10 protein-coding genes are annotated in these 14133 nt (G+C 68.9%); 6 read left to right on the top strand and 4 right to left on the bottom strand.

The features are described from left to right. Positions 1-125 precede the first annotated feature (125 nt). The 4 genes from AB0B91_RS05705 (at position 126) to AB0B91_RS05690 (ending at position 6787) form a co-directional block, all read left to right on the top strand. Positions 126-1151 carry a permease gene (locus AB0B91_RS05705; protein WP_358316176.1) on the top strand — a complete coding sequence of 342 codons (1026 nt, stop codon included), beginning with the start codon at positions 126-128 and terminating at the stop codon, positions 1149-1151. Further along, complete coding sequence (locus AB0B91_RS05700) at positions 1148-1867, top strand: TIGR03943 family protein (RefSeq protein WP_358316173.1); 720 nt, start codon at positions 1148-1150, stop codon at positions 1865-1867. Before AB0B91_RS05705 ends, AB0B91_RS05700 begins: the two co-directional genes overlap by 4 nt. Before the next feature lie 313 nt (positions 1868-2180). Continuing rightward, complete coding sequence (locus AB0B91_RS05695; protein WP_358316170.1) at positions 2181-5447, top strand: S8 family serine peptidase; 3267 nt, start codon at positions 2181-2183, stop codon at positions 5445-5447. Positions 5448-5560: 113 nt separating this feature from the next. Beyond that, a complete protein-coding gene (locus AB0B91_RS05690) occupies positions 5561-6787 on the top strand; it encodes an aminoglycoside phosphotransferase family protein (protein ID WP_358316167.1) in 1227 nt (408 codons plus the stop codon). Here AB0B91_RS05690 and AB0B91_RS05685 read toward each other — a convergent pair. From AB0B91_RS05685 to AB0B91_RS05670, 4 genes are read right to left on the bottom strand one after another with little or no spacing between them, the layout of a single operon-like run. Continuing rightward, complete coding sequence (locus tag AB0B91_RS05685) at positions 6738-7742, bottom strand: methyltransferase (RefSeq protein WP_358316164.1); 1005 nt, start codon at positions 7740-7742, stop codon at positions 6738-6740. The genes AB0B91_RS05690 and AB0B91_RS05685 overlap by 50 nt on opposite strands. Before the next feature lie 20 nt (positions 7743-7762). After that, entirely contained in the window at positions 7763-8542 is a 780-nt protein-coding gene (locus tag AB0B91_RS05680; protein WP_358316161.1) for an ABC transporter permease, read from the bottom strand. After that, the gene (locus tag AB0B91_RS05675) at positions 8539-9312 is read right to left on the bottom strand and encodes an ABC transporter permease (RefSeq protein WP_358316157.1); all 774 of its coding nucleotides are present in this window, start codon (positions 9310-9312) and stop codon (positions 8539-8541) included. Before AB0B91_RS05675 ends, AB0B91_RS05680 begins: the two co-directional genes overlap by 4 nt. After that, positions 9309-10295 (bottom strand): ABC transporter substrate-binding protein, encoded by a 987-nt coding sequence (locus AB0B91_RS05670; protein ID WP_358316154.1) that lies wholly within the window; start codon positions 10293-10295, stop codon positions 9309-9311. Before AB0B91_RS05670 ends, AB0B91_RS05675 begins: the two co-directional genes overlap by 4 nt. 446 nt (positions 10296-10741) lie before the next feature. Between AB0B91_RS05670 and AB0B91_RS05665 the strand changes: the two genes are divergently transcribed. Both AB0B91_RS05665 and AB0B91_RS05660 read left to right on the top strand, forming a co-directional pair. Further along, on the top strand, positions 10742-13540 hold the full coding sequence (locus tag AB0B91_RS05665) for a nitrate- and nitrite sensing domain-containing protein (RefSeq protein WP_358316151.1): 2799 nt from the start codon (positions 10742-10744) through the stop codon (positions 13538-13540). Beyond that, the gene (locus AB0B91_RS05660) at positions 13537-13959 is read left to right on the top strand and encodes a roadblock/LC7 domain-containing protein (RefSeq protein WP_219539800.1); all 423 of its coding nucleotides are present in this window, start codon (positions 13537-13539) and stop codon (positions 13957-13959) included. The genes AB0B91_RS05665 and AB0B91_RS05660 overlap by 4 nt, the downstream gene beginning before the upstream one ends. Positions 13960-14133: the final 174 nt, after the last annotated feature.

Genomic DNA, 14133 nt, shown 5'->3' with positions numbered 1-14133 from the left:
TGGCGGGACCGCCGGCCCCGACGCAAACCGGCCAGTATTCGATCCGGCTTCCAGCGCAAGACAGGACAGAACCCGCTACCCTGCTGCCGCGTGTCATCAGGACCAAGCGTTGGGCAGGGAGGGCCATGACACACGGAACCCCGCTGGATTGGCCCGGGACAGAGGATCAGCTACCGCCGGACACGTGGGGGCGCAGGCCCGACCGCGAGTCGTGGCTGCCGTGGTCGTTCGTCTTCCTGATCGCGCTCCTGGTGACGGGCCGATTCCTGCTGGCGCCGTACCTGACGGCGCCGGCGCTGCAGACGTGGGCCACCATCTTCGTGGCGGTGTGCGTGCAGGCCCTGCCGTTCCTGGTGTTCGGGGTGGCGTTGTCGGCGGCGATCACCGCATTCGTGCCCGCCTCGTTCTGGACCAGGGCCCTGCCGCGCAGGACCTACGCGGCGGTGCCGGTGGCCGGGGTGGCGGGCGCGGTGCTGCCGGGGTGTGAGTGCGCCTCGGTGCCGGTGGCTTCGGGGTTGATGGCGCGGGGTGTGGAGCCGGCCGCGGCGCTGGCGTTTCTGCTCGCCTCGCCGGCGATCAATCCGGTTGTGCTGGTGGCCACCGCGGTGGCCTTTCCCGGTGATCCCGCGATGGTGGTCGCGCGGTTCGGCGCCTCGCTGACCGTGGCGGTGCTGGCCGGTTGGATCTGGGCGCGGTTCGGGCGTAGCGAGTGGCTGCCGACGCCTCGTCGTACGGCGGCGCCCGGGCAGGGCAAGGGGGGCGCCTTTGTGGACGCGATGTGCCATGACCTGCTGCACACCGGCGGGTTCCTGGTCATCGGCGGGCTGACCGCGGCGACGCTGAACGTGGTGGTCCCCCGCTCGTGGCTCGCCTCCGTGGCCGGCGTTCCAGTGGTGTCGGTGCTGGTCCTGGCGCTGCTGGCGGTGCTGCTGTCGATCTGCTCGGAGGCCGACGCGTTCGTGGCCGCCTCGCTGACCGCCTTCTCGCCCACGGCCAAGCTCGCCTTCCTGGTGGTGGGGCCGATGGTCGACCTGAAACTGATCGCGTTGCAGGCGGGGACGTTCGGGCGGGCCTTCGCCTGGCGCTTCGTACCGCTGACGCTGACGCTGGCGATCGGCGTCAGCTTCGTCACGGGGTGGGTGCTGCTGTGAAACGCCAGACGCAGAGCCTGCTGCTGTTGATCCTCGGCGGCGCGCTGCTGAACATCTCCGCCTTCTCCGGCACGTACGTCAACTACGTCAAACCGGGGTTCCGGCCCTTGCTCATCGGAGCCGGCGCGGTGCTGGTCGGCCTCGCCCTGGTGGCTCTCATCCTCCAGTCGCGAAACCACGGCAGCCACGCGCAGGGTCAGGGACACGGCCACGACCACGGGCGTGGGCCGCGAGTGGCGTGGCTGCTGGCCGTGCCCGTGTTCGCCATCGTGCTGGTCGCGCCGCCCGCGTTGGGCTCGTTCGCGGCAGGGAGCGAGGACGACGCGCCCGCGCCGCGCCCGCCCACCCCGGTGGCCTACCGGCAGCTCTCCGGCGGCGTGCCCGAGCTGGCGCTCGGTGAGTTCATCGGGCGTGCCTACGACCCGGCCGGCACGTCGCTCGCGGGGCGGCAGGTCAAGCTGACCGGCTTCGTGGTGCCGTCGAAGAAGAAGAACCGCTGGTACGTCACCAGGATGCAGATCAGCTGCTGCGCCGCCGACGCCCTCGCCCTGAAGGTCGCGGTCCAGGGCGTGCCCACACCAAGGGAGAACTCCTGGGTCCAGGTCACCGGCGAGTGGATCCCATGGAAGGGCAAGATCCCCAACGGCTACGTGATCCCCGACATGTCCGCGACCGACGTCACGAAAATCGACCAGCCCACGGAGCCGTACGAGTGATACATCGTGAAATGTGCTGGATTGTCGGCAGGATTCTGGCAACTCGATAGGGTTCTCGGCCGCGTGATCGCTGGTTACACTCCGGTCGGAAACCGAGCCGCCCGACAAGGGCGGCCCTTCAGCTCGTCACCCACCGGGGAGGGTTCAGTGATCTCTCCGGTGTGCCTCGACGCAGGGTGACCTGATGCCTCCTGGGCGGCGTGGTGAGTCCGTGCAGCCCCTCGACGAGGAGGATCTTGTGTTATCCAGTTCTCGCTTATCGCGCGCGCGGCGGTTCGCCTCTGTGGCCATCGGGTTGAGCATGGTGGTGGTCATGAGCCCCGCCGCGGCGCGGGCCACGCCCACACCTTCTCCCTCGAACGCGAAGTGGCAGGCAACTCCCGTCACCGGAGCCCAGCTCGTCGAGGGCGCCAAGTCTCCGACGGGCAAGCTGGCCAAGAGCGACCAGGCGCTGCTGCGGGTCACCTCGCCGGCGCCGATCAACATCATGGTCAAGCTGGACTACGACTCGCTCGCCGCCTACCGGGGCGGGCTGCCCGGCCTGCCGGGGACCAGTCCCGCTGTCACCGGCAAGGCTCTTGACACCAGAAGTGCCGAGGCCAAGAAGTACGGCCAGCACATCGAGAGCGTTGAGAAGGAGTTCCTGGGCGCGCTGGCGAGCAAGGTACCCGGGGCCGTCGTGGGCCAGCGGGTCAGGACGGTCTACGGCGGCATCGCGCTCCGGATTCCGGGCAACAAGGTAGCCGAGGTGCTGAAGCTGCCCGGCGCGGTCGCCGTACAGGAGGACAAGCCCCAGCAGCTCCTCACCGACGCGAGCCCGCAGTTCATCGGCGCCGACACCATCTACAGCCAGCTCGGCGGCAGCAACTCCTCGGGCAAGGGCGTGATCGTGGGCGTGCTGGACTCCGGCGCCTGGCCCGAGCACCCCTCTTTCGCCGCGCCGAGCGGCCTGCCCGCCCCCGGCCCGACCAAGGACGGCACAGCCCGGGTCTGTAACTTCGGCGACAACCCGCTGACCCCGGCCAGCGATCCCTTCACCTGCAACAACAAGCTGATCGGCGGCCAGCCGTTCCTGGAGACCTACAACGCGGTCTTCGGCGGCGAGGTCTACCCCGACAGCGCCCGTGACTCCAACGGCCACGGCACCCACACCGCCACCACGTCGGCCGGCGGCCCGGTGGCCGACGCGAACCCGCTGGGGATCAGCCGCGGGCCGATCCACGGCATAGCACCAGCCGCCGAGGTCTCGGTCTACAAGGTGTGCGGCGCGGAGGGCTGCTTCCCGTCCGACGCGGCGCAGGCGGTGGCACGTGCCATCCTGGACGGCGTCCGCGTCATCAACTTCTCGATCTCCGGTGGCAGTGACCCGTACAGCGACCCGGTCGAGCTGGCGTTCCTCGACGCGTACGCGGCGGGTGTGCTGGTCTCGGCGTCGGCGGGCAACTCGGGGCCCGGCGCCAACACCACCGACCACCGCAGCCCGTGGGTGACCACGGTGGCCGCCTCCACGCAGACCAGGACGTTCCAGTCCACGATCACGCTGTCCGGTGGTGGCGCGACGGCGACGATCAAGGGCGCGTCCGTCACTTCGGGGATCGCCGCGCCGCTGCCCGTGGTGCTGGCGTCCGCTCCCCCGTACTCCAACGCGCTGTGCGACACCCCGGCACCGGCCGGAATCTTCACCGGGAAGATCGTCGCCTGTGAGCGCGGCCCGAACCGGGTGTTGAAGAGCTTCAACGTCAGGCAGGGCGGCGCCGCCGGGATGATCCTCTACAACGCCTTCCCGTTCGACGTCTTCACCGACGCCCACTGGGTCCCGTCGGTGCACGTCGACAAGCCCGCGACCGACACCCTGCTGAGCTTCCTGACCGCGCATCCGGGCGCGACCGCGTCGTTCACCCAGGGGGTCAAGGCCAGCTGGCAGGGCGACGTGATGACGTACTTCTCCTCGCGCGGTCCCGGCGGCGACTTCCTCAAGCCGGACGTCACCGCGCCCGGACTGCACATCCTGGCGGGCATGACCCCGACCCCCGAGTCACCGCTCGAAGGGCCGCCCGGCAACCTCTACCAGGTCATCCAAGGCACCTCCATGTCGGCGCCGCACGTGACCGGCGCGGCCGCGCTCGTGTTCGCCCTGCACCCGACCTGGACACCGGGACAGGTGAAGTCCGCCCTGGAGACCACGGGCAAGACCGCCGTCACCAAGCCGGATCGCACCACCGCCGCCGACGCGTTCGACATGGGCGGCGGGCGCATCGACCTGACCAAGGCCGGTGACCCCGGACTGACCCTGGACGAGAGCGCGGCCAACTTCGTCGCCTCGGCCGCCGACCCGCTCAACCGCATCGATCTCAACCTGCCCTCGGTGAACGCGCCGACCATGCCCGGCATCATCAACGCCAAGCGCACGGTCACGAACACCACCAACAAGACGCTCACCTTCACCGCCTCGGGCACGACCGTCAGCGGCGCCAACATCACGGTGCTGCCGGCACACTTCACCGTCGCGCCGGGCAAGAGCGCCAAGCTGAACGTGATCATCACCGCGCCGGATCTGCCCGACGGGCAGTACTTCGGCCAGGTGAACCTCAAGCAGGTCGGCGGCTCGCGTGCGCTGCACCTGCCGGTGGCGTTCTTCCGCCAGGAAGGCATCGTGCCGGTCGACCAGACCTGCGCACCGTCCACCATCCCGAGGAACACCGGCGAATCCACGTGTACGGTCACCGTGCAGAACAACAGCCTGGCCAACGCCGAGGTGACCGCGCTCAGCACGCTCGACGCCCGCCTGCGGCTGAACAGCGTGACCGGCGCCACCAAGATCGGCACCCAGATCGCGACGACCAAGGTGACACTGGCCGGCCGGCAACCCGACAAGCCGACGATCGCGCCTGGCGTGGGGCCCGCCGGATATCTTCCGCTGGACGCCTTCGGCATCACACCGACGCCGATCGGTGACGAGCAGGCGCTGAACTTCACGGTGCCCGCCTTCACCTTCGCCGGCAAGACCTACACCAGGATTGGCGTGGTCTCCAACGGCTACAGCATCGCCGGCGGCAGCAACGGAGCCGACGACATCGCGTTCCTCCCGCAGACGCTGCCCGACCCCGCGCGGCCGAACGGCGTACTCGCCTCCTACTGGACCGACCTCGACGGCACCGGCGCCCCCGGCGTCTTCGCCGGAATACTGACCGACGGCGTCAGTCGCTGGCTGGTCCTGGAGTGGCGGGTGAACACCTTCGGTACGACCAGCACCAAGGTGTTCCAGCAATGGATCGGGCTCAACGGAGTGGAGGACATCAGCTACGCCTACGATCCGGCCAACCTGCCGGGTGACGCCCCCGCCGGCGCCGGCCTGACCGTGGGCGCGGAGAACGACGAGGGTACGGCGGGCGCCCAGATCAGCGGTCCGCCCACCCAGGACCTGGTCGTCACGAGCACGCCCGGCGCGCCCGGCGGCACCCTGACCTACTCGATGAAGATCAAGGGGGTCAGCGCCGGCGTCGGCAACGTGACGACGGCCACCTCGACCCCGCAGGTCAAGGGGATCACCGTCGAAGTGGACAAGATCACCGTCCAGTGACCCGCGAGTGATCCGACTGAGCCGCGGGCGGCCCGACCGCCCGCGGCTCACCTGTCCGGCCGCCCGGTGGATATTGGGTCGCTGATATCGCATGGATTGTTCACACTGGCGGAATGAGTCGGACGGTCAGTGCATGGGTGACCTCGGGTGCGGACTACCTCGGCGTCCTCGGGCCGTTCGCGGTGGACGTGCCGTGGTGGGCGGAGGTCGAGCCGGTCGTCACGTACGTGCGGCAGGTGCTGGAAGTCGACGTACTGGTGCTGCGCCTGCTGCGCGTCGACGGTGGGGAAGGCGCCCGTGACGGTCACGTCACCTACCATGTCGAGGCCCTCCGGCGGCCCGCGGCCGGGCTGCTGACCCGGCGCCCCATCGATGAGGCCGCACTGACCAGGCCGGAAAGGCTGCGTGCGCCGTGGGCTCGCGTGGCGGGGCTGCGGGAGGTGTTCGGCTGGGCGGCGGAGCTGCTGGCCGCCGCGGGTCGTCCGGTGACCGGGCCGATCCGGCAGCGCAAGACCTGGAACCTGGCGGGGCTGTTTCTCCTGCCCACCGACCAGGGACCGGTCTGGCTGAAGACCACGCTGCACTTCGCCGCCGATGAGGGCGCCGTCATCGGCGCGTTCGCGAACCTGGACCCCGGCCTGGTGCCCACGGTCATCGCGGCCGGACCGGGCCGGGTCCTGCTCGAACACCTACCCGGCGAGGACTGCTGGGACGCCTCCGCCCAGGCCATCACCAGCGCGGTGACCCGCATGGTCACCGCACAGGCCGCGCTCGCAGGCCCAGCCGGGCTCGGGCTGCGTGACCTGCGTGGGCCCGTTATCGCGGGCCGGGTCCGCGAGCTCCTCGCCGGCCCGGTCGGCCGCGAGCTGACCGCTGAGGAGTTGGCCGGGGCCCGCCGGCTGGTCGAACGGTGGCCCATGCTGGACGAATGCGGCCTGCCCGACACGATCGTGCACGGCGACTTCCACTCGGGCAACTGGCGCAGCGACGGCGGCCCGCCGGTCGTGGTGGACTTCGCCGACGCGCATCTCGGGAACCCGGTGCTCGACGGGCTCCGGGTCTGCGACTTCCTGCCCGAAGCCAAGCGGCCGGCCGCCGCCCGGGCCTGGATCGACGCCTGGACCTCCCAGGTGCCGGGCTGCGATCCGGCCCGAGCGCTGTCCGTCGCCGAACCGCTGGCCCACCTGGCCTACGCCGTGCGCTACCAGGAGTTCCTGGACGGCATCGAATCGTCGGAGCGGATCTACCACCTCGGCGATCCCGCCGCCGTCATCCGTGCCGCCTTACGCGTCAGACCGGCCTGGCCTCAAGCAGGCTCGCTCCCGCGCCCAGCTCGATGACCTCTGTCAACTCCAGGTCGGCCTGCTGGAACAGCGTCGCGTACTCCTCCCGGCTACGCTCCAAGGCGCCGTTGAAGATGGCCAGCATGCGCAGATCGAGATCCTTGCCCAAGTGCGGCGCGTCGTCGTCGGGCAGCGCCACCTCCAGCACCAGCACCCGCCCACCGGGGTTCATCGCGCGGCGAACATTGCGCAGGATCCGCACGGCATCGCCGTCGTCCCAGTTGTGCAGGACACTGGCCAGCAGGTAGGCGTCCGCGCCCGCCGGCACCGAGGCGAAGAAGTCGCCGGCCACGGCCTCGGACCGATCGGCCAGGCCCTCCGCGGCCAGCAGTTCTCTGGCTCCGTCCGCCACGTGGTCGAGATCGTAGAGGATGCCGCGCATGTCCGGATGGGCGTGCAGGACCGTGGCCAGGATGTGGCCCCTGCCTCCGGCGACGTCCACCAAAGTGCCGACGCCCGCGAAGTCGTACCGCTTGACCAGGCCTTCCGTGAACGGGATGGCCCTGGCGGTCATGTAGGCATCGAAGATCCGCGCGGAATCAGGATTTGTCGCCAAATACTCGTATAGATGGCCGTATTTCGTGACGAATGCTGAGCTGCCGGTGCGCACCGTGTCCGGCAGCCTGCCCATCGCGTACCAGAAGCTGTCCTCGCCGAGCATGCGGATCGAGGACCGGATCGAGCCGGGGACGTCGGAGCGGAGCGCGGCGCCCGCGTCGGTCAGGTCAAATCCGTCGGCGCCGACTCTGCGGACGACCCCCATGCTGGCCAGCTCACGCAGGACCCGGCGGAGTGCGGGGGCATGCGCCCCGCACCTCTTGGCCAGTTGCTCGGTGTCGAGCGGCCCGTCCGCCAACTGGTCGGCGACGCCCAGCTCCGCCATGGTCAACAGAGCCGAGAAACGCGAAATGCCGGAAACCGCTCCCCAGAGGAGGTCGTCGGAGTTTGGCATGTTTCCCTTCCAAGAATTAGTCACGGCGTTCTGGTGGCCTGCCGGTGCCAGACCAGCAGCCGCCGCTCGGCGAGCACGAAAAGCGAGTTCACGAGGAAGCCGAGCATCCCCAGCAGGGCGATCGTCGCCCACACCTGGGGCGTTTCGAAGCTGCGCTGCGCCACGATCAGCTGGTAGCCGATGCCGTCCGTACTGCCGAACACCTCGGAGATCACCATGAGGATCAGCGCGAGCGACAGGCTCAGCCGCAGGCCCGCGAAGATCTTGGGTGAGGCGGCGGGGATGACGACCTGGCGCAGGCGCTGCGCCCTCGACAGCCCGAAGACGATGGCGGTCTCGGTGTAGGTCCGGTCCACGGCCCTGGCCCCGTCCATCGAGTTGAGCAGCACCGGCCAGATCACCCCGAACACGATCGCGGCGAGCTGCATCTGCAATCCCGCCCGGAACACCACCAGGAACAACGGCAGCAGCAGCGGCGGCGGGATGGCTCGGCCGAACTCGATCAGCGCGTTCACGTAGTCGGCCGCCACCCGCGAGCGCCCCAGGACCACGCCCAGCACCACTCCGATGATCGAGGCCAGGATCCACCCGGCGAACATGCGCCCCAGGCTGGGCAGGATGTTGGCCATCGCCTCGTCGGTGAGGAACAGTCGTGCGGCCGGGCCGGAGAACCACAGGTCGTACATGCGGGTGACGATCGTGGTGGGCGGCGGAAAGTCCGTGTCCTCCAGTCGCCGCGCGACCAGCTCCCAGAAGACGATGACGGCGGGGATCAGCCAGAACCTGGCGAGCGACTTCACGACACCGCCCCCGTCCGCGCCCGGTGCCAGCGGAACAGGCGGCGCTCGGCCGCCTGCAACGCCACGTTGGCCAGCAGGCCGAATCCGCCGGCCCAGAACGTGGCCGCCATGATGAGGTCGGTCCTGTCGCCGCTCCCGGCCTGGATCACGAAGACCCCCAGGCCCGCGGTGCCTCCGGCGAGCAGTTCGGCGCTGATGGCGATGATCAGCGCGATCCCGGCGGCGATCCGGATGCCGGTCGCGACGAAGGGCGCGGCACTGGGCAGGCTCACCCTGCCGAGCACGGCCAGCCCGCCGAATCCGAAGCTGCGCAGCGAGTCCTTGGCCAGCGGGTCGACGTCATGCATGCCGTACAACGTGTTGATCAAGATCGGCCAGACGGACGCGTAGACGATGACGGAGACCTTCAGCAGCTCGTCCACCGGGATCAGCAGGATGGCCAGCGGGATGATCGCGACAGAGGGGATGGGCCGCAGGAACTCGAGCAGCGGCCGGACGGCGCGCTCCACCGGAGTGAGCGCGCCGAGCAGGACTCCCGCCGGGACGGCCACCATCACCGCGACCAGCAGGCCGAGCGCCCAGTTCGTGAGCGTCGTGAGCGCTCCCTGCAGGAATTCTCCGTCGGCCGGGAGGAGCACCGCCTGGTACAGGATGGTCGAGGGCGGCGGGAAGACCACGCCTTTGCTCAGCCCGAACCGGATGACCAGCTCTCCGACGACAAGAAAGCCCGCGGCGCCCACGGCGCCGCGGAGCAGTCGTGCACGTGTCATCCGTTGGACGGTGCCGCGATGATCGACTTCACGTCGAAGGGGCTGCTGAGGTACTTGTAGTCGAGCATGAGGTCGGCCACCTTCTGCAGCCGGGTCGCGCTCAACGCGCTCGGATAGGTGCCCAGCGTGATGACCGAAGCGGTCTTCGCGTCGATCTTCGTGTACTTGGGCAGCATCGCTTCGATCTCCTTTCGGTCACTCGATGCGAGCTCCTGAGCCTTGGCGACCGCCCGCTGGAAGGCGGCCAGCGTCTTCGGGTTCTTCTGCGCCCACCCGTCCGTGGCCATCCAGCCCGCCATCGGCAGGTCCTCGGTCTCGCCCGTCATGGTGTCGGCCAGCTTGCGGAAGCCCAGCGAGCTCTGGAGCGCGGTGATGAACGGCTCGGTGATCCAGCAGGCGTCAGCCTGGCCGCTCTTGAGCGCGTTACCCATCTCGGGGAACGGCTTCTCGGCGAATTTGACGTCGTTCTCGGTGAGACCCGCCACCTTCAGCTGCGTCGTCACGGCCAGCTGGGCGACGTTCCGGAGATTGTTGATCAGGACGGTCTTTCCCTTGAGGTCAGCGACCGTTTTGATCGGTGAATCCTTCGGAACCATGATGTTGAAGGTGTTCGGGCCGGCCTGGTACATATCCGCGACCAGCTTGAGCTTCTCACCCTTGCTGACGGCCATGAAGGTCGAGACGTAATTGGTCTGAGAGATGTCCAGCGCACCGCTCTTGACCTGGGGAATGGCCGCCGCGCCGCCGGTGATGACGACTGGCTGGACCGTCAGACCCTCTTCCTTGAAGAAGCCCTTCTCGTTGGCGATATACAGCGACACGGCGTCGGGAATCGGCAGCGCGCCAACCTTGATTACGGTCTTCTCTAAACCCTTGCTGTTGGCCGAAGAGCCAGCGGAGTCGCTGTTCCCGCTACAGGCGGTCAGGGTGAGAGCGACTGCGGCGCCGAGTACGAGGGCGCGACAGCGCAGTGTGCGGGTCATCGGGGGGTTCTCCTACCAGGGGAAGCACGTCTGGAGATGCGGCATCAGCGACACCGAGCGTGAAGCGTACCGGAGGGTAGATCAAAGCAGAAGCGCCATGTCACGCATATCCGATTTTTTCAATAAAAAGCAATAAATGGGGCGGATGGACGGTGAAATGCCCTTCGAGCGTCGTTGATGATCTTGTGTCCGGTTTGTCATGATTCTAGCGTTCCACGCGCCGGAATTAATCTGTTGAAAAATCAACGAACAAAATGGACCGATTGAAATCTGTGAGGCGTTGGCTAACTCGTGAGGTTCATGCTCAAATTGGGCCCAAACTTGCCTGCGAGCATTCATCAGTGTGACCAAGTCCCTGAAGCAGGCCACGCGAGAGGTTGCCACTAGTGAGGACAACGACGACCAAACATGGTCGTGTCGGGGCCCCCGCTCTGCCGGGTCAGTCCGTGGCTGACGAGAAGTCCGCCGAGCCGGTGCCCGCGCCCGGTAGCGCGATGGCCCTCCGCAATTGGCGGGTGCGAACCCGCCTCATTTCTCTCATCGCCATTCCCACGCTGGTGGCCGTGATGCTGGGCGGGCTCCGCGTCACCACCTCGGTCAGCAGCGCACAGCAGTATCAGCACATCAGCAACGTGAGCACCCTCGTCGCGCAGCTCGGCGAGCTGTCCCGCGAGATGGCGCTCGAACGCGACCTCTCGGCGCAGTTCGTCGCCTCCAACAGGGCGTCGGCCGAGAAGGACCAGCTTGAGGCCCAGCAGGACATCGTGAACGCCAGCGTGACGCGCACGGGCGCGGCGGCCACGGCGGCCGAGGACTCACTGTCCGATCTCGGCCGCAAGAAACTGGCCACCGTACGCACCCGGCTGACCCAGCTCACCTCGCTGCGAGCCACCGTGACCGGCTCGCAACTGCCGCCGCTCCCGACGATGGAGAAGTACTCCGAGGCCATCGCCGAGATGGTGCAGCTCTACGACGAGGTCACGCAGGGCTCGACGGACGAGCAGCTCATCTCCACGACCGCGGCCCTGCAAGCCATGGCCCGCTACGAGGAGGAGACCTCCAAGCTGCGGGGCCTGCTGATGATCGCGCTCGTCAGGGGGTCGTTCGAAGAACCCGAGTACAAGGCGTTCCTCGACGCCCGCTCCAGGCGCGAGAGCGCGCGCACCGCGTTCCGCACCGCGGCCACCGTCGCCCAGCGGCAGTTCTTCGACAACACGGTCGCCAGCGTGAAGGTCGGGCGGGGCGAGTTCTACATGAACAGGGCCGTGTTCCTGACCAACACGGGTCTGTCCCTGCGCCGGCTCGACACCTCGACCTCCGACGACGTCTCCCGCTGGTTCGAGTCCATCAGCGACACCGTCGACAGCGCGCACACCGTGCAGAAGGCGCTGTCGGAGCAGGTCACCACGATCAGCACCGACGTGCAGAGCAATGACCAGTACGTGGCCGTGCTCAACATCGCCCTCGTCATCACCCTGATCATCCTGGTTCTGGCCATCACCGCCGTCATGGCGCGCTCGCTCGTCCGGCCGCTCAGGCGGCTGCGCGGAGACGCGCTCAAGGTCGCCGGCCAGACGCTGCCCGAGCTCGTGCGGCAGCTCCGCACCAGCGAGGTCAGCTCGGACGACATACAGGTGCCACCGATCGCCGTCTCGTCGAAGGACGAGATCGGGGAAGTGGCGCGGGCCTTCGACGAGGTACACCGCGAAGCCGTACGACTGGCGGGCGAGGAGTCCAAGCTCCGTACCAACGTCAACGCGATGTTCGTCAACCTCTCCCGCAGAAGCCAGACGCTGGTCGAGCGGCAGATCACCCTCATCGACGGGCTGGAGCAGGGCGAGCAGGACGAGAGCCGGTTGGCGAACCTGTTCAAGCTGGACCACCTGGCCACCCGCATGCGCCGCAACAGCGAGAACCTCCTGGTCCTCGCCGGTCAGGACCCGCCGCGACGCTGGAGCCAGCCGGTCAAGCTGATCGACGTGACCCGCGCCACGCTGTCGGAGGTCGAGAACTACGAGCGGGTCGTCCTGCAGGTGCCCGACGGCGTGTCCGTCGCCGGCCAGGCCGTCAACGACGTCATCCACCTGCTCGCCGAGCTGGTGGAGAACGCGCTGTCGTTCTCGCCGCGCGAGACCCGCGTGACGGTCTCCGGCAGCCGGATCGACGGCGGCGGTGTCATGCTGTCGATCACCGACTCCGGCATCGGCATGACCGTAGAGGAGCTGGGCCAGGCCAACGACCGCCTGGTCGACGCGCCCATCGTGGACGTCTCGGTGTCGCGTCGCATGGGTCTGTTCGTGGTCGCCAGGCTGGCGCACCGGCACGGCATCCGGGTGCAACTGCGCCCGCACGGCTCCGGCGGCCTGACCGCCATGGTGCTGATGCCGGAGACGCTGGTGGGCGCGCAGGCGCCGACGCCCGCCTACGCGGGTGTGCCCAGCGGCGCCCGCGAGGAGGCCTATCCCGCGCCGCAGTGGCAGGGCGGCGGCGGCTACCAGATGGGTCCGGGGCACCCGTCGTATTCCTCCATCCCGTCGGGTGGCTCGGCCGATGGCTGGCCCTCAACGCCCCCACGGCCCGACACCGGCCGGCCGGTCGAGCCGCGCTCGGACTACAGCACCTACGACTCCACCGACATCTGGGCGCCGTCGAGGAACCCGAGCATTCCGAGCAGCCCGAGCGGCCCGAGCGGCCCGAGCGGCCCGAGCAGTTGGCCCAGCGACAGTGGGCTGCCGAAATGGCCCACCGGCGACCAGCCGCAGAGCTGGAGCCGCGGCGATCGCGCGGGCGGCCCGGCGCGGCAGAGATACGACTTCCCCGAGACCGGATCGGTCGCCACCGGCCCGATTCCGACCGTGAAGCCGGCCACCTCGGGCGACGAGTACCTGCCGATCTTCGCGGCGGTGGAGTCGGCCTGGTTCGAGCACGGGAGCGAGTCCAGTGCCAGCTGGGGATCGTCCAATGCCGACGCCGGCTGGAGCGCGGCCGAGACCGTGGTGCAGCCGGTACGCGACGGCGCGACCTCGGCGGGCCTCCCCAAGCGGGTGCCCAAGGCCAACCTGGTGCCGGGCTCGGCCCAGACGGCCGCCGCGCCCCAGAACGTGGCACCGATGCCGGCGCCCTCGCCGGAGCAGGTGCGCAACCGCCTGTCCAGCTTCCAGCAGGGTTTTCGGGCGGCCCGAAATGACATCAGTTCGGGCAAGACATCTGCTGCCGACCCCACGAACAGCGGAGGGGGCACATGACCGACCTGACGTACGTGGCACATGGCCTCGACTGGCTGATCACTGAATTCGTCAGCACCGTCCCAGGCGTCGCCCACGCGGTCGTCGTCTCGTCCGACGGCCTACCGCTCGCGTTCTCGTCGGCCTTCCCCGCCGACCGGGCCGACCAGCTTGCCGCGATCGCCTCGGGGCTGGTCAGCCTGACGCAGGGAGCGGCCCGCATGTTCGAGTCCGGCCCCGTCACCCAGGCGGTGGTGGAGATGCAACGCGGGCTGATGCTGACGATGTCGATCAGCGACGGCTCGTGCCTGGCCGTGCTCGTGGCGCCCGACTGCGACATGGCGCTCGTGGCGTACCACATGACGCTCATGGTGGAGCGTACCGGCCAGGTGCTGACCCCGGCCGTGCACGCCCACCTGCGGGCCGGCCAGAGCAGGTGATACGACGGTCAGCCGGGCTGCCGGGTGAGCACCTGGCGGCTCGGCCGCACCTGCTCGGCCAGGAATTCCTCCCAGGACACGCGCGGCCCGGCCAGGTCGGGCACGAGACCGGCCGGTCCGGCTGAGCGCCCGCCTCGCGGCCGGCGTTCCGCAGGAGTGGTACGACCAGACGCC

The sequence above is a fragment of the Nonomuraea sp. NPDC049141 genome (genome assembly GCF_040648415.1).
In the GTDB taxonomy this organism is placed as follows: domain Bacteria; phylum Actinomycetota; class Actinomycetes; order Streptosporangiales; family Streptosporangiaceae; genus Nonomuraea.
The sequence above is the reverse complement of the archived record's forward strand: the minus strand, read 5'-3'. Positions and strand labels throughout refer to the sequence as shown.